The organism is Vibrio sp. 99-70-13A1 (assembly GCF_013114625.1).
Lineage (GTDB): Bacteria > Pseudomonadota > Gammaproteobacteria > Enterobacterales > Vibrionaceae > Vibrio.
In genome coordinates this window covers 43,705-60,693 of the sequence record NZ_VTXD01000020.1, presented here as the reverse complement: position 1 = coordinate 60,693, position 16,989 = coordinate 43,705, and the positions used below count along the sequence as shown (strand labels likewise).

Below are 16,989 nucleotides of genomic sequence, written 5' to 3'. Positions count from 1 at the left end.
CCATGAATGACGTATTATTAGAAGTCTCAGGTCTTAGTCGTCGTTTTCCTGCTGGTGATGAGGAATTAACGGTATTGAACAACGTCAATCTGACTATTCGTCGCGGCGAAATGATTGCGATTATGGGGGCATCCGGTTCGGGTAAATCAACCCTAATGAATATTTTAGGTTGCTTAGATACACCCAGTGAAGGGGCGTATCTGGTCAATGGTCAAGATACCTCCGCAATGAATCCAGACCAACTAGCAGAGTTACGACGTGACTATTTTGGTTTCATATTTCAGCGTTATCACTTGTTGGATGATCTAACCGCTATCGGAAACGTTGAAATTCCGGCGCTCTACTCGGCAGAAAATAAATTGTCGCGTCAGGCACGCGCAGAGAAGTTGTTAAACAGATTGGGATTAGCCGATCGTATGGGTCACAAGCCTAGCCAATTAAGTGGTGGACAGCAACAACGGGTCAGTGTCGCTCGCGCTTTAATTAATGGTGGTACGGTGATCCTTGCCGATGAACCGACCGGTGCACTTGATAGTCACAGCGGTAAAGAAATGATGCAGCTACTTCGAGAGTTGCATCAGCAAGGGCACACTATTGTACTGGTCACTCATGACCCTAAAATTGCCGCATCAGCAGAGCGTGTTATTGAAATATCTGATGGTGAAATCGTTAGTGATATAACTAACGATAACGCCTCAAATAAACATTCAGCAATAGCTAATTCGGAAATAGAGACGTCATCGACAAGTGTTGCAGAACAAAAAAAAGCGAATACATTCACATCAAGGCCATTTTCCGCACAGTGGTTCAGCTTTGTTGAAGCGTTCAAAATGTCACTATCGGCGATGAGCAGTCACCGCCTAAGAACGTTTTTAACGATGCTGGGGATCATCATCGGTATTGCCTCGGTGGTATCCGTAGTGGCGATCGGTAATGGTTCTCAGGCACAAGTGTTGTCACAAATGGCTTCGATGGGGACCAATACCATTGAAATTAAACCCGGATCTGGTTTAGGTGACAGACGTGCAGGGCGAATAAGAACGCTAACCGCAAGTGATGCAAATGCCTTAACGAATCTATCATTTGTTGATAGCGTGACGCCAACCGTACGTGCCAATGTCACTGTACGCTATGCTAGTGAGGTCGTCACCGCAGAGGTGCTAGGCGTTGGTCCTGACCATTTTCGCGTGCAAGGTTTTGAGTTAGCACAAGGGCAATTGTTTGATGAGAAAAGTGTCGCTTCATTGGATCAAGTCGCAGTCATTGACAATAACACCTTAAACGATCTCTTTCCTGATGGTGATGCACTTGGGCAGGTTATCTTTTTGGGCCAGTTGCCAGTGCGCATTATCGGAGTCACTGAAGCAAGTAAAATGGCATCTGGTAATAGCGATGCTCTGAATGTATGGCTGCCTTATAGTACGGTAAACTCTCGTATCTACAGCCAAAATTACGTCAATGATATTACAGTTAGGGTGAGTGATGACGTATCGAGTGTCGCCGCAGAGCAAGCGATCATTAACTTAATTAAAATGCGTCATGGCGTAGAAGACTTCTTTACTGTTAATACGGATACGGTAAGGGAAAACATTGAACAAACCTCATCAACGATGACGTTACTTATCTCGGCTATTGCCTTTATTTCATTGGTGGTTGGTGGTATCGGTGTGATGAATATCATGTTGGTGTCGGTCACCGAGCGCACACGAGAGATTGGTATCCGAATGGCCGTAGGGGCAAGACAAGCGGATATTATGAGACAGTTTTTAATCGAGGCGGTTCTGGTGTGTCTATGTGGCGGTGCTTTGGGTATTGGCTTAGCTTACGTTGTGGGCTTGGTTATATCATCAATGAGCAGTGGATTGAGTCTGATTTATTCGACCAACTCAATTATTGCCGCCTTTATGTGCTCAACACTGATTGGGGTTCTGTTTGGTTTCTTGCCGGCCAGAAATGCAGCAAGATTAAACCCTGTAGATGCGCTATCTAAAGGATAAGGAAACAGACGTTGAAAGTGAATTTTAAGCTGAAGATCATTCATAAATTCTTTCTAGCGTTTTGTATTACAAGCTTTTTGGCTGTGTGCATTATGCTCGCTCTGATCATGCAAAACCTATCAACAGGTTTTCATGATTTCATTAAAGATGCGGAATCGAGCTATGTCGAACAAGTCAGCCAGAAATTAGGCGAGTTTTATCAAGAAAATGGGTCGTGGCAATCGTTAAAAGACGATAAAGGCCATTGGCGACGCCTCGTTGGCACGAGAAGAGCGGGTGAGGATCATGCGTCGTTATCTGTACTGACAGATACAACAGGTATAAGCCAGTTATTGAAAACACAGCGAAGGCTCAGTTTGTATGATGTGAATAAAACGGTCGTGGTTGGCCGTTCTCAAATTGATGAAGGCCTGTTAACTCAAGCCATAGAGTACGAGGGTAGCGTGATTGGTTGGTTAAGTTATGTGCCATCACAACTGGCCGAACATAGCCCTGCGAATGTATTTTTGGCTGAGCAATATCAAAGTTATGTCTCTATTACGCTCGCCGTCATTGCCCTTGCGTTTGTCACTGCCTGGCTTTTCTCACGTCACTTGGTTGCGCCCATATTTAGGGTCAATCAAGGTACGACTCAATTAATTCAGGGTAACCTTGCTACAAGAGTGGTTAGCAATAGCAACGATGAGTTAGGTGTCCTAACGGACAATATAAATATTCTGGCTCAGACGTTGGAGAAGAACAAAACGGAACGTTCTAAATGGATGTCAGATGTTGCACACGAACTGAAAACACCCCTAACGGTTGTTCGAGGGCAACTCAATGCGATTCAAGACGGAATTTTTAAAGCAGATGAAAAGCGTTTACAGGTAATGATTGACCAAATAGATGGAATGAGTCATTTGGTGGGTGACATTTATCAATTGTCCATTACCGACATTGGTGGATTGTCATACAAAAAAACAGTATTTAATCTCGTTGAACTCCTCAAAGATATTTTACTTGGCTTTAAGGTGAAAACCGATGAGTTTGGGTTGGCATTACATTGTGAAGCGTTGTATTTGAGAGAAAATGCTGAGTGCTTCGTCATCGCAGATAGAGATCGTTTGACGCAGTTGTTTATCAATATAATGGAAAATAGTTTCCGTTATACCGATGCACCGGGAGGTATTGTTTTATCACTTCGCAAAGATAAAAATAATGTTGAGGTGATTATCGAAGATACATCGCCATCGATACCTGAAGGCGATTTCACTCAAGTATTTGAACGCTTTTATCGAGTAGAACAATCTCGCAGCCGAGAGCATGGCGGATCCGGTATTGGTTTGGCATTGTGTCAGCAAATTATCGAGGCACATCAAGGCACTATTTGCGCTAAAAAATCAGATATGGGCGGTGTTAAAATGATGATAACCCTACCAATCCATCGCCATACTACCTAACAATAAGACTTCGATAGAGGAAGAAGAGAATGAAAACGCATATTTTGATTGTGGAAGACGAAGAACACATTGCCGAAGTCTTGATTGCGTATTGCCAAAATAGCGGTTTTGAAGTGACCCATCTTGCGTCGGGTGCAGAAGTCGTGGCGACGGTGAAATCGCAGACGTTTGACTTAATGCTGCTTGATCTAATGTTGCCAGATATGGACGGTATCGAGATATGCAAACAGGTACGCCAGTTCTCTCAGTTGCCCATTATTATGGTGACCGCAAAAAGTGAAGAGATCGACCGATTGATTGGTTTAGAGCTCGGAGCCGATGATTATATTTGCAAGCCGTTTAGCCCTAGAGAGGTGATTGCGAGGATCAAAACGGTACTGCGCCGAACTTTGGCGATTCAACCGAATCCTGCCATACATAGCCCTGAGTTAGTTTTAGGACAATTTGTATTGAAGCCTGACGAGTATGAGGCTCGATTTAGCGGCTGCTTTCTCGACTTAACGCCCAAAGAATTTATGTTACTTCGTCTGTTGGTTGAGCATCCGGGGCGAGTGTATAGTCGTGACGATATTCTCAATGCGCTTTACAGTGATCTTGCGGATGTATCAGACAGAAATATTGATACCCACATTAAGAACATCCGTAAAAAAATACATGCCGTTGCACCAACAGCGAACCCTATCCGTTCGGTTTATGGGGTGGGCTACAAATTGTTGTATGAAACACTTAAATAATCTGTGTATAGCCAGTTAGCGAGATGACGATTGGGTGTGTAGTGGATGATAAAAATTGGCTACTCGATCCGAAGTTTTGCCATACCCCTGATACTTCGTCAGAAGCTAAATTAGCAAATTCACTGACACAAAAATGTCCAGGAATGTGTTTGAAGATTTATTGGTTAAAAATAAATTTTAAGCTTGCCTAGACTGGTGTGATGAAAGTAACTTTCTTACTGCTGTAGTTTGGCGAAAATGTATAATTCACAAAATTATCAACTTATGGTTGTTTTGGTCGATATCAACATATGGTTGTTTTTTGGTAACTTTCTGAAATGAAAGGAATTACATTTATCACTTTATGGTTGTTTCAACATTAAAATTTTAAGAATTGAGCCACTTTAGAGTGGCTCTTTTTTTGTCTAAAACTTGGTAAGTGGCAGCAAAGTGGCAGCAGACAAATTGTTTTTTGATGTTCATAAGCTACAGGTTGGAGATCGGATTATGCGTAATAGCTTCAGAAAGGTGGTCGGGAGCGAAGTGAGCATAGCGCATTGTCATGCTGATACCGTCGTCCCTAACATGAGCAATAATTTCCTGAAATAGCGTGACAAAATCTGTCAGTACAGGACGTTTTATGATCATGGTTTTCGTATTGTCTGTTGGATTAATTATGTTTACCTGAGTAGTGCGAGAGCAATGATGCTCAACGCTCGGACAGTAAGGTGTAAATATGGTTTAACTCGGTCTGGCTCAATTCTCTTTCAATATCGGTTGGGTTTACGGGGTGTGGAATCAGTCGGGAAAATGTAATTGGTGTTGATAGCACAAGAATAAAAACGACTAAAATGGCGATATAGGTATGGAGCATCGCTGAATGTACCTTATTGTGGAGAAAGAGTGTGACCCGAAATAAGCGCAGAGCTTTGTACACTGATCTTATTAGAGCCACTCTCTTTTGCCGCTAACTAGAAGAACCACTTCATGCCGATTTCGACACGTAGCTCAGGATCATTGTTAATTTCAGTACCATCAGGCAAAACGACATCGGCTGAGCCGTATTCAAAACGCGTCATTAACCATTGAGTACGGTCAGAGCGAGTCGGTGCGCTGACAAAGAAATTGAGCTTACTTGACTCCATAGAGACCACATCACCTTCTGCTTTGAAGTACTCTGGTGAAAACTGAATGAAGCTGCCTGAGTCGCCAATTTCTTTCGTCAGAAACATGTTTAGCATGTAACCATCTGCACTTTCACCAAACACGTTACCTGTGGTGTAAGCGATGTTCGGAAACACTTTAGCGCCAAAGGTGTAGGCAGGATTGATCAGACCGATGACACCTGCTGAAAACAACGTTGTATCTTTTAGTCCTGAATTTTTAGCGGTTCCAGCTTCGCCATTTTGGTGGATTAAATCGGTCGAGAAGCCAACGCGCGGCATTAAATGATTGTCTAGCGCATGAACTTGAAAGTATTGCACACGACCTTTTTGGTAGTCTGTACCAACCTTATGTTTCCCATCAACTTTAGCGTCATCGTTGCCAATTGTGCCTTCTGCAAAGCCAGCAAATTGAATGTCGTCAGACCATGCGCCAGACATCATTCCTGACATTCGAACGTCAGCATTGGAGTCGAGAAATACAGCGGCTTGGGTATAAACGCGTGTTAGGTCGGAAGGGTTGATGACTTCGCTTTCTTGTTCTTCGGCAATAGCGGTACTCGAAAGCATGACTAGTAACGTTGCAGCAATTGTTGTTTTCTTCATGGGTTCACCTCGGATTAATAACCTTTTTACTTCATTAATGGACAAAGGTGCTTCCTTGCATGACCAATGTTTAAATATGGAATGGTGACAGGCGTATATGAAAAATTATGGGAATAGGTTCTTACCTTCATACGCGTTGTGTCACTCAATTCGTAGGGTCATTAAAGCAAGTGAACATGTTTTTCGCTTTGCATTTTGGGTCAGTGGGTTGGCCAGCTAGGACAAAGGATAAATTGTTGATACAGGTCATATTTTCTAAAAACTCAGTTCGCGATCTACGTGGAGATAATGAAAAGGTTGAGAAAATAGTGAAGCGATTGCTGCTAAAAAGCAGGCAGGAGAGTGTTGTTGTATGGAAAAGTGCAAAAATGCCGGCTGAATGGGCCGGCATTTGTATTTACATTAAGTACGGGTGAGCATGACGATTAAAGCAATCTAGCGAAAAACGAATTTCTTCTCGATTATTGCTGGATAAGCCAAAAAAAAGACAAACTCCTCGCATGTAATTACGTGTTGCTTCATTAAGCAAGAGCGGTTGTAGAAGATTCTGTTGAACGAACGACTCTGCTAATGGGCAAGATAGCGCTATCCAACCTCCTTGAGTGAGCAGAGCACTTGCAAGAGTGAGTGAGCTGACTTTCTCAATAGTATTTGAGACGCGAAAGCAGCCCAAGTCGCCTTCTTTCGTTTGCGACAGTTCAAATTGGGTTTCGAGCCTGAGTTGCTCAATTGATACGATATCTTGTGCAGCGAGAAGTGAGTCTGGGCTGACATAGGCCCCAAGGGCTAAGTTACCAATATAGTGAGTGTCAATTCGAGCTTGAGTTCTGGGTGAGTTTTCGGTAGCCATGATTGCTATGTGGCATTCGCTCTTTTCAAGGCAGTCATAAGCATGCTTTCTTGATGCGCAGATGATGTCAATAGTCAGTTGAGGGAACTGCTGCTTAATCTCCATAATGGCAGAACTTATCCAGCCACTTGGGATCTGGTCATCATGCATTACGATCAGTTTTTCTAGTGGATCATCGAGTAAGGAGAAAGCGGTGAGCTCAAAATCTTTGGCTTGTTTGCTTAAGTTGGTTGCCCGAGAGATGAGCTGGTGGGCCGCATCGGTTGGCTTTGCTTTTCGTCCTTCAATTTGGAACAGCTCAACACCGACAATATCTTCTAAGGTAACAACTTGCTCCCTTATTGTACTGCGCTCCTTGTTTGCTGCGCGTGCCGCTGCACTGTATGAGCCATGTTGGTAAACCAGAGTAAATGCGTGAATCTGTTCAATTGAGAGCATAGAGAAACCTTGTCGAGGTATTTTTATATAAGATACTGGTTTCTTGGTGGATTGTCATGGCTACAACTCAGGCTGAAAGGGAACCCAAAATGAGTCGAAAAAAAGCCTAAACGTTTCCGCTTAGGCTTTGGTCTTATCCCGATAAATTGGTGTGCTTACTTTGCGTTAGCTAGCTGCTTTGCAACTTTGCGGAAGTAAGCTGGCGCTTTAATTTCACCGTAAGGTGTCACATAAGGTGTTGCTCCGAAGTAAACGGCTGCGAAGTCACGCGCTGGGTCAACGTAGATACCTTGACCAGTGTTACCATGTTTGTACATCGCACCGTCTTCAAAAATAAAGTCGAACTGGTACGCTCCTTTAACCGGCTTTTCTGCAAATAGCCCCATGGCTTGATTTTCTTTATGACCGCCAGCAAAAGCTTCAGCACTGCCTGCAGAGCGAATACGTTCAAGTAGATCTGGAGTTACAACTTGTTCATGTGCCACTTTGTCCCAACTTGGTGTGAACATTGTCGCGAATTTGGCGAAGTCTTCTAAGGTGGAAGATATAATGGCTAGGTTTAATGGCGTACCATCAGGGGTTAAGTGAACCATTAGCGGCATACGAGCGCCTAGTTTGCCCCAAATATTTTCTTCAGCAACATCAGTCCAACGTTTGTTTGTCACATTTTGAATAACTTGACCAAGTACATGAGTGTTAATCGAAGAGTAGCGGAAACGCTCGCCTGGCTGTTCATTTTCTAAAGGTTGAACATCTTTTAGGACATCACGCCATGTTTCGCCTGTTGCACAGCGTTCGGTTGTACCAAGTGCAGAGCTTACGAAGCGAACAAAAACGCCTTCTGGATCGAGGATGGATTGATTGTTTTCCTCGTGATCCAGACCAGCAGTGTGATTAACTAAGTCGAGAATGGTCACCTTTTCCCAAGCTGTGCCTTTAAGTTCTGGCACATACTGAGCTGCTGAAGCATTCATGTCGAGCTTGCCTTCTTCAGCTAAGATAGCGGTGATTAAGCCTGTCAGTGTTTTAGACGCCGACATCCATATATGGGAATCGGTTGGCTGCATACCAGGGTACGCTTCGTATACGACTTCACCTTTGTGAATCATCATGACACCTTGGTGGCGGAATGTTGGGTGAACGAAGTAATCATCCATCTTCAACTCGCCTTCACTGTCAGTTGTTACTGTGATATTACCGATCTCTGAGTTGATATTACGTGACAATATTTTTTGTTCTGTTGCTGGATTGACCATATCAGTGCGCATAACTGAGCTGAAGTTTGTCAGATAGTACAGAGTATGATCACCACCCATTTGAGCATGAAAGCTCTCAAAGCTGTCGTATGCACCCTGAACAAAGTTGAGATCAAACGGTTGTTTAGCAGCAGACACTGGCAAGGTTACTGTTGCGCCAGGCGCTTTAAGGTACTTAGCTAGTGGATGCTCTGCTGGTACATTTGCGTGAGCAGATGCTGATAGGAGTGCGAATGTGAGTGTGGTTAAGGTAAATTTTTTCATAATTTTCACCGAAGGTGGTTATTTATAGGAACAGAATGTTTGTTTCGATAATGATAATAACGCGAATTCCAAAACAAAAAATTCAATTATGTAGGGTCTTTCCTTCCAAGTTAACTAGTGGCGGAAAAAGAGCTCAGGGTAGGACAGAGCTCTTTGGCTTTGGTTAACTTCAGTCTTCTTTATTCAATGCGTTCAATAATGGTCGTTATGCCTTGACCCATACCAATACACATGGTCGCAAGGCCGTAGCGCCCGCCATGTTGCTCCATGATGTTGATCAGAGAGCCGACAATGCGCGCGCCAGAACAACCGAGTGGGTGACCCAGTGAAATCGCACCACCATGCAGGTTGACTTTGTCATCACGTTGTTCCCACAACCCAAGGTCTTTTAGACAAGGAATCGCTTGAGCAGCAAACGCTTCGTTGACTTCAGCAAAATCGATTTGGTCAATGTTTAATTCTGCTTTCATCAGCGCTTTTTGTGTTGCTGGAACTGGGCCATAACCCATGATCGCAGCAGGAACACCTGCGCTGGTCGCAGCAATTACGCGTGCTCTTGCTTTTAATCCAAGTTTGATGGCTTTTTCTTCGCTCATCACTAGTAGACATGACGCGCCGTCAGACAAGGCAGAGGAAGTACCCGCAGTGACTGTGCCGCGTGGGTCGAATACAGGGCGAAGAGTAGACAGTGACTCCGCCGTGGTTTCAGGTCGAATAACTTCATCGTGTTTGACTAAAATCGGCAGCCCCTCAGCATCGTGGCCTAGTGTTGGGACAATCTCGTTATCAAAGCGACCTTCAAGGGTGGCTTGATGAGCAAGACGATGAGAACGAGCGCCTAGCTCATCTTGTTCTTCACGCGATACTTTATGCATCTTGCCAAGGGCTTCTGCAGTCAGTCCCATCATCGCAGAGGCTTGCGCCATGTTGCGATTATATGGGTTCATGCTGATGCCTTTTGTCATTGGCACGTGGCCCATGTGTTCAACACCACCGACAAGCACTACATCTGAGTCGCCAGCTTTAATGGCACGTGTTGCCATGTGTAATGCATCCATTGATGATCCACACAATCTGTTGACTGTGGTTGCGGGTACTGTCTCAGGAAGGCCAGCTTGCAGAGCCGCGATGCGAGCTAGATTCGCACCTTGCTCTTCAGTTTGTTGCACACAGCCCCAAATGACGTCGTCGATAAGCGTTGCATCAAGGTTAGGTTGACGCTTAATCATGCTTTTCATGAGGTGTGCAGATAGATCGTCAGCACGGATGTGGCGGAACACACCATTTTTTGATTTACCCATAGGAGTACGGATAGCATCAACAATCACTACATTTTTCATTTTTGTTTCTCCCAATTAGGCGTAAAAGCTTTGGTTGTTGTTCGCACGTTCAAGCAGACTTTGAGGTATCGTGTAGAGTGAACCCAATGCTTCGTGTTTTTGCGCGAGTTCTACTAAGTTATCGAGACCAAGGCTGTCCATGTAGTAGAAAATGCCACCGCGGAATGGAGGGAAGCCCGTACCATAAACAAACGCGATATCGCCCTCTTGAGGAGAACTGATGATGCCTTCATCTAGACAGCGAATTGCTTCAAACATCATTGGTAGCATCATGCGCATGGTCACATCTTCATCGCTAAATACCGCAGGAGTAGCACATTCGCTATCAAGTAGTACTTGAGTATCAATGCTGAGTGCCGGCTGTAGACGACCTCTACGATCTTTTTGGTAGCTATAGAAGCCGTGTTCAGATTTTTGGCCAAGCTGTCCACTTTCACATAGCATTTCAATCAGGTTGACTTGAGGTTTACCTAGGCGAGCTGGGAAGGCTTCATCCATGACATCCATACAGTGTTTAGCTGTATCAAGGCCAATTACATCCGCGAGGTGTGCCGGACCCATTGGCCATCCAAAGCCTTTGCTCATGACTTTGTCTGCTTGCGCGACGCTGCCACCATCAACTAGTAGCTGGTTGAATGCTAGGAAGTAAGGGGTTAAACAACGGTTTACCAAGAAGCCAGCACAATCATTGACCACAACAGGCACTTTGCCTAATTGGAGAACGTAGTTGACGGCTTTGCTGATAGTTTCAGTTGACGTTTTCTCACCACGAATCACTTCGACTAGTGGCATACGGTGTACAGGGTTGAAGAAGTGGATACCACAGAAGTTTTCTGGCTTTTTCAGTGCCTGAGCTAGCCCACTGATCATCAGCGTTGATGTATTTGATGCGATGATGGCGTTAGGTGCCGTCTCTTCAAGTTGAGCCAGAACTTTCTCTTTCACCATTGGGTTTTCAACCACAGCTTCGATGACCAGGTCGTTGTCTGCCAGTGTCGCGTCGTGCAGTGTCGGCACGATGCGATTTAGGACATTACCCATCTCGAGTGGGGTTTTCTTCTTACGTTCGACTTGCTTGGTTAAAAGGTTGTTCGCTTCTGATAGACCAAGATCGAGACCTTGCTTGTTGATGTCTTTCATTACCACATCAATGCCACGGTCGGCACTCACATAGGCAATGCCGCCACCCATGATGCCTGCGCCGATCACGCCGACTTGTGCTGTTTTTTTCACATCAGACTGTTCAGCGTGCTTTTTCGCCGCCGCTTTTACCGCCATATCGCTTAGGAAAACATTCACCAGTGCATCAGCTACCCCGCTTTCTGCACAAGCCACGATGCCTTTTGCTTCAACTTTCAACGCTTCATCACGAGTGCAACGCGCGGCGTTGAATACGGTATCGAGAATAATGCCAGGGGCAGGGTAGTGAGGGCCTGCCACTTTTGCCACCATGCCACGAGCGACATTAACTGACATCGCTAGCTCTAGGTCATTGATTGGCAGGGCTTGGCGTTTTTCTGATTGACGTGCCTGCCAGTCCAGTTCACCGCGCTGCGCACGCTCGATTACGCGCAGCGCTTGCTCTACCTGATTTTCTTGGTTTGGTTCAATGATGCCGTCAACCACGTGATCACTTAGCGCTTTTTCAGCTGAGAAATTTTTGCCTGTAGTCAGCCAAGCCAGAGCTGTATCAACGCCAACGATACGTGGAAGACGCGTAACACCGCCCCAACCAGGCATAATGCCAAGTTTCACTTCTGGTAAACTGATTTTCGCATCGGCAGTTGCTAAGCGGTAGTCAGCTAATAAAGACAGCTCAACACCGCCGCCCGCCGCTACACCATTGATGATTGCTACTTTTGGGCAATCGAGATCTTCAATGCGGTTGTAGATAGAGTGTACCCAATCTAGGAAAGGTGTAATCGCCGCGTCACCGTCTTTAAATAGATCGCGGAAGGCTTTCACATCAGCACCTGCACTGAATAGCTTTTTTCCAGAACGAATGATGAGGCCTTTTGGCTTATCTTGTTCAAGAAGAGTAATACACGCTTCAAGCTCTGTTAGCGCGGCATTACGTAGTGTATTGACTGGATCTTTTTCAGCGTTGAAGACTAGTTCAACCGATTGCTTGTCGCCCAGCGTATTTAGGGTGAAAAATTGACCTTTGTACATAATCTGGGCTCCTTATTTAGCCAAACCAAGTTTTGTCGCTTGCTCTAGAAGCTCATCTCTAAACTCTGGGTGAGCAATGTTGATGAGGGTTTTCACGCGTTGTGGCGTCGTCAAACCACGTAGGTCGGCTGCGCCGTATTCGGTGACAACAACTTGCGTGTCGTTGCGAGGCGTAGTGATAGGTGTTCCTGTTGGAAGTGCAATGCGGATGTTTGACTCCAGACCTTCTTTACCATCACGTGTTGAAGATAGGGCCAGAATGCTGACGCCGCCTTTCGACATGCCTGCTGCGCGAACGAAGTCAAGTTGACCGCCAGAGCCAGAAATTTGTGAGAAGCCGACGCCTTCAGACGCGACTTGACCAACCACATCAACCATGACACAGGTGTTGATTGAAACGAAGTTGTCGTTTTTGGCTACTTCGTAAGCGTCGACCACATCGGCCATACCACCCATTTCAATGGCGTCGTTGTTGTGTAGGAAGTCCATCACTTCTTGAGGACCGGCTGCAAACGCAGTGATGATTTTGTTCGGCTTGTAGTTTTTTAGCTTGCCGCTCACCGCGCCCGCTTTACACATTTCCATTAGAGATTCGGTAAACATTTCAGTGTGGATACCCAAGTCTTTGCGGTCTCGTAGCGCCATGCCCATTGCATTAGAAATGGTGCCAATACCAATTTGTACCGTCATGCCGTCTTTAATGTATGGACTAACGTGCTCGGCGATTTGTTGCTCTAGTTCGCTTGATTCGCCCGCTTTTGGCGTGGCAACACTGTGGTGGCCTTCAATAATGAAGTCAGCGTAGTCAATATGAATAAGGTTATCCTTGTTGCCGATGAATGGCTGTTGGTCGTTCACCACGAAAAGGACTTTTTCTGCGTACTTCAGGGCTTCTTTGCTGCCAACACCGCCACACGCGCCTAGGCTTACGTAACCATCAGCATTTGGTGGAGTCACCTCAATAATGACTGTGTTTGGTTGTAGTTTTGCGAACGTTTGCTTGAAGTTTGAGAAGTGGAAGTTCATGACTTCAATGTTACCGCCATGCTGGCACTTGCGCTCTAGCGGGCCCATGAAAAGGCTGATGTGTTTGAAGTTCTCTTTATATTGAGGTTTTAGGAACTCGTATGGGTAAGTCATTAGACCTGTGTATAGCTCACAGCCTTGAAATTGGTTCAGGTGTTTGTCGAGTTCCTGTAGAAAAATAACTGGCATCGACAGCAAGCCACCAGCCCAGATTTTATCGCCCGATTCAATTTTTCCTACTGCCGACTCCAACGAGATGATTTTTTCGGCGAATTGATTTTTCCAGTCAGTCATAGTGACGCTCTCTGTTTTCGTATATTGAACTATTTGACATCGACTTCTCAACCGTGAAAATGTCCGATGTATCCTGCTCAATTTGATTTATGTAGGGAAGAAAGTCCGTTTCACTACATACAGCTTACTCTGTTGATGGAGGTCAATATTTGGCTTTTTGAGACAGCTAGTATGCAAGTTGAGACAGTATTTACCTTTGTGTATTGAGTCACAAATTTAGGGTGTTAAGTGATATGAATCATAAAAAATCAGTTTTTGACAACGCGCTTTCTGTCCATGCTGGATGGGTAAAGTTGTTGAAGCCGATAGGAGAGGAGTCGTTGATTCAAGCAATTCGTTGCAATGACGAAGCTAGGGTCAATGTGCAGGATTTACGCTCTGCGCTTTATCACGCGTATCAGAAAAATGAGACACCAATCATGTTGGCTAACATTGCCGAGACTGTAGAATCATTGACGTTTGGCAGCTTTTCGACTGCGCTATGGACGGCGCGAGATCTTGATAGCTTGCTGAGAGTGCTGCAGGAGTACGTGATCGTGTTGAGTGCGCCAGTGCGCTTGGTTTATAAACGTGATCGCCAAGGCAATGCCGAGCTTTGGGTGATGGATACGGAGTCGCTGGGTAACGATTCAAAAGTCAGTTACCTTGGGATCACCTTGTTTATCGCCGTGGTGATTAAAATCATTCACAAGGTGTTAAGCGATAGCAAAGTGATGCTGGATGTTTGCTTGATAGAGCATCGCTATCGCGAGGAAGAAAACGCGCTACTAGAGCAGGCAATGTGCTGCACAATAGTGGAAGGGTCACCGATCCGTAAGCTGGTTATACCTAAGCGTTTTCTTCATATTCCCCTCACCCATAGTGACAAAAATCTTCACTTTTCTTGTGTGAACCTATTGCGAGAAGAGGCGGAACGGCTGAAAAAAGATGATTTAATTCTTCAAATTTATCACTTCCTCAATAAACAGAGCAACTTAGTTGATGTAAATGGCCGTGTGATTGCCGATGCGCTGAATATGAACTTACGCACCTTAAATCGACACCTTTCACAGCAAAATACCAGTTATCGAGGGGTTATCGAAAAGTATAAGCTTGAAAAAGCGCTACACCTTCTTGATGCCGGAAAAGTCAATATGACCGAAATCGCCTACCAAATAGGCTTTTCAGACTTGAGCACTTTTTCGCGTGCGTTTAAGAGATGGACGGGCGTATCGCCAATGTCAATAAGGCAAGACACTAAGATGAAGGACGCCTGATTATGATTCATATCAAAAAAAATTGGGATGTCTTGAACGGTTAATAAGATGTCCTGTTTTGCCAAGTAATGAGCGTGGAGGGTTGTTTTAATACTCGCAGATTCTGTCACTAACTATTTTGGTGGCATACCAATAATGTGGAGTGTTATATGTTAAAACAACAGCACAAAATCCTTTTTGAGCCAATGCAGATTGGTTCATTAAAACTGAAAAATCGCTACTCTATGGCGCCAATGGGCACACTGGGTTGTGTCGATGGTGACGGCGCCTACAACCAGCGTGGTGTTGAATACTACGTAGCGCGCGCTCGTGGCGGCGTTGGCTTGATCATCACCGGCGTGCAAATGGTTGAAAACGAATTGGAACAGTTTCCAATGCCTTCTCTTCCTTGTCCTACCAACCACCCAACAGCGTACATTCGCAGTGCCAAAGAGATGACTGAACGTGTGCATACGTACGGTGCGAAAATCTTTGCTCAGTTGACCGCAGGTTGGGGACGCTCTTGTATCCCAGGTTTTACCCCAGAAGACAAATCTATTGCACCTTCTGATGCACCAAACCGTTTTGATCCTTCTATTCAGCATCGAGAGCTAACCACTGATGAAGTGAAGTACTTTATCGGCAAGTTTGTTGAATCGGCTGCGATTGCACAAAAAGCAGGCTTTGATGGGGTAGAAATTCATGCGGTGCATGAAGGCTACTTGCTTGATCAGTTTACGATGGAATTCTTTAATCAACGTACCGATCAATACGGCGGCAGTTTTGAAAACCGCTACCGTTTCGCAGTAGAAATCGTAAAAGGCATTAAAGCGATTTGTGGTGATGATTTCCCAGTATCACTTCGTTACTCAGTCAAAGGCAACATGAAGGGCTTTGGCCAAGGTATTCTTCCGGGTGAAGTGGCAGAGGAAGTCGGCCGCGATATGGAAGAGGGCCTGAAAGCCGCCAAGTACCTTCAAGATGCTGGCTTTGATGCGTTGAACGTGGATGCAGGCACTTATGACTCTTGGTACTGGAACCACCCGCCTAACTACTTTGCACCTGGCATGTACAAGCCTTACTGCAAGGCAGTGTCAGAGGTGGTCGATATTCCAGTCTTAATGGCAGGACGCATGGAGAATCCTGATTTAGCTGCGCATGCAGTCAACAATGGCATCTCTGATGGAATTTCACTTGGTCGCCCTCTGCTGGCAGACCCAGATACCGTTAACAAGATTCGTCGCGGTCGTTTTGAAGAGGTGCGGCCTTGTCTCTCGTGTCATTTAGGTTGTTTAGGCCGTATGGCAGAAGTGGGCAACTTGTCGTGCGCTGTGAACCCAAGCTGTGGCCGTGAAGAAGAGTTTCGCTTAGCGCCAACCCATCGTAGTCAGAACGTGGTTGTTGTTGGTGGCGGTGTCGCGGGAATGGAAGCAGCACGTATCGCTTCAGAACGAGGTCATAAAGTCACGTTACTCGAAAAGTCACAACAACTTGGTGGTAACGTGATCCCGGGTAGCCAACCACCGTTCAAACATGATGACAAGCTATTGATAGAATGGTTTTCTGGTGAGATGGAGCGTAAGAACGTGGATGTGCGTTTCGATACTACGGCAGATAAAGAGACCATTGAATCGTTCAATCCAGACAGCGTTATCTTTGCTACGGGTTCTCGTTCCGTGAAACCAAAATGGTTATCAGGTCAAGATAAGCCACATGTAATCGTTGCAGAAGACATGTTGATGAATCCTGACAAGATCACAGGAGACAAAGTCACCGTGATTGGTGGTGGTTTAGTTGGTGCTGAGGCAGCATTGTGGATGGCGCAACAGGGTAAAGCTGTGACGTTAATTGAAGCCAGTGACGACATCATCGGTGGTCCTCACGGAACTTGTTTCGCTAACTATCAAATGCTAAAAGAGCTACTGGTTAAAGAGCAAGTGACAGTGTTGACTTCAACTTTACTACAAACTATCACTGATGCAGGTGTGTTGGTTAAGAGTGACTACAAAGAGATGGAAATTCTTTCTGACCATGTAGTTTTAGCTTTAGGCTATAAGGCTGAAGATCACCTGCATGAGGCGTTGGCTAATGAGTTGGACGTGGACACTGTGTTTAACATTGGTGATAGCCAGAAAGCTCGTACCATCATGACCGCCATCTGGGATGGTTTTGAGGTTGCCAGAACACTTTAATTGT

Annotated in this window: 11 protein-coding genes and 1 pseudogene; 5 read left to right on the top strand and 7 right to left on the bottom strand. The window is 45.2% G+C overall.

The genetic code is table 11. The features are described from left to right. The first annotated feature begins 2 nt into the window (after positions 1-2). From F0226_RS13435 to F0226_RS13425, 3 genes are read left to right on the top strand one after another with little or no spacing between them, the layout of a single operon-like run. The gene (locus tag F0226_RS13435) at positions 3-1,997 is read left to right on the top strand and encodes a MacB family efflux pump subunit (protein WP_171736121.1); all 1,995 of its coding nucleotides are present in this window, start codon (positions 3-5) and stop codon (positions 1,995-1,997) included. An 11-nt stretch (positions 1,998-2,008) separates the two neighbouring features. Then, complete coding sequence (locus tag F0226_RS13430) at positions 2,009-3,436, top strand: ATP-binding protein (protein ID WP_171736120.1); 1,428 nt, start codon at positions 2,009-2,011, stop codon at positions 3,434-3,436. 29 nt (positions 3,437-3,465) lie between these two features. Beyond that, positions 3,466-4,170, top strand: coding sequence for a response regulator (locus F0226_RS13425; protein WP_171736119.1), 705 nt, complete (start codon positions 3,466-3,468; stop codon positions 4,168-4,170). A 465-nt stretch (positions 4,171-4,635) separates the two neighbouring features. Here the strand turns inward: F0226_RS13425 and F0226_RS22685 are convergent. The 7 genes and pseudogenes from F0226_RS22685 to F0226_RS13395 all read right to left on the bottom strand — a co-directional run. Then, positions 4,636-4,719 (bottom strand): annotated as a pseudogene (locus tag F0226_RS22685) (integrase); the annotation flags it as partial. 401 nt (positions 4,720-5,120) lie between these two features. Next, positions 5,121-5,918, bottom strand: a complete 798-nt coding sequence (locus F0226_RS13420) for a hypothetical protein (RefSeq protein WP_171736118.1) — start codon at positions 5,916-5,918, stop codon at positions 5,121-5,123. Between the two features lie 397 nt (positions 5,919-6,315). After that, positions 6,316-7,206, bottom strand: a complete 891-nt coding sequence (locus F0226_RS13415; RefSeq protein ID WP_171736117.1) for a LysR family transcriptional regulator — start codon at positions 7,204-7,206, stop codon at positions 6,316-6,318. A 155-nt stretch (positions 7,207-7,361) separates the two neighbouring features. After that, a complete protein-coding gene (locus F0226_RS13410) occupies positions 7,362-8,726 on the bottom strand; it encodes a serine hydrolase domain-containing protein (RefSeq protein ID WP_171736116.1) in 1,365 nt (454 codons plus the stop codon). A 179-nt stretch (positions 8,727-8,905) separates the two neighbouring features. Then, positions 8,906-10,066, bottom strand: coding sequence for an acetyl-CoA C-acyltransferase FadA (gene fadA / locus F0226_RS13405; RefSeq protein ID WP_171736115.1), 1,161 nt, complete (start codon positions 10,064-10,066; stop codon positions 8,906-8,908). A gap of 15 nt (positions 10,067-10,081) precedes the next feature. Next, positions 10,082-12,238: a fatty acid oxidation complex subunit alpha FadB gene (gene fadB, locus F0226_RS13400; protein WP_171736114.1), complete on the bottom strand. Its 2,157-nt coding sequence runs from the start codon at positions 12,236-12,238 to the stop codon at positions 10,082-10,084. A 12-nt stretch (positions 12,239-12,250) separates the two neighbouring features. Further along, on the bottom strand, positions 12,251-13,558 hold the full coding sequence (locus F0226_RS13395; RefSeq protein ID WP_171736113.1) for an acetyl-CoA hydrolase/transferase C-terminal domain-containing protein: 1,308 nt from the start codon (positions 13,556-13,558) through the stop codon (positions 12,251-12,253). Between the two features lie 233 nt (positions 13,559-13,791). Here F0226_RS13395 and F0226_RS13390 point away from each other — a divergent pair, with 233 nt between their 5' ends. Beyond that, entirely contained in the window at positions 13,792-14,814 is a 1,023-nt protein-coding gene (locus F0226_RS13390; protein WP_171736112.1) for a helix-turn-helix transcriptional regulator, read from the top strand. A 149-nt stretch (positions 14,815-14,963) separates the two neighbouring features. Then, positions 14,964-16,985, top strand: a complete 2,022-nt coding sequence (locus F0226_RS13385) for an FAD-dependent oxidoreductase (RefSeq protein ID WP_171736111.1) — start codon at positions 14,964-14,966, stop codon at positions 16,983-16,985. Positions 16,986-16,989: the final 4 nt, after the last annotated feature.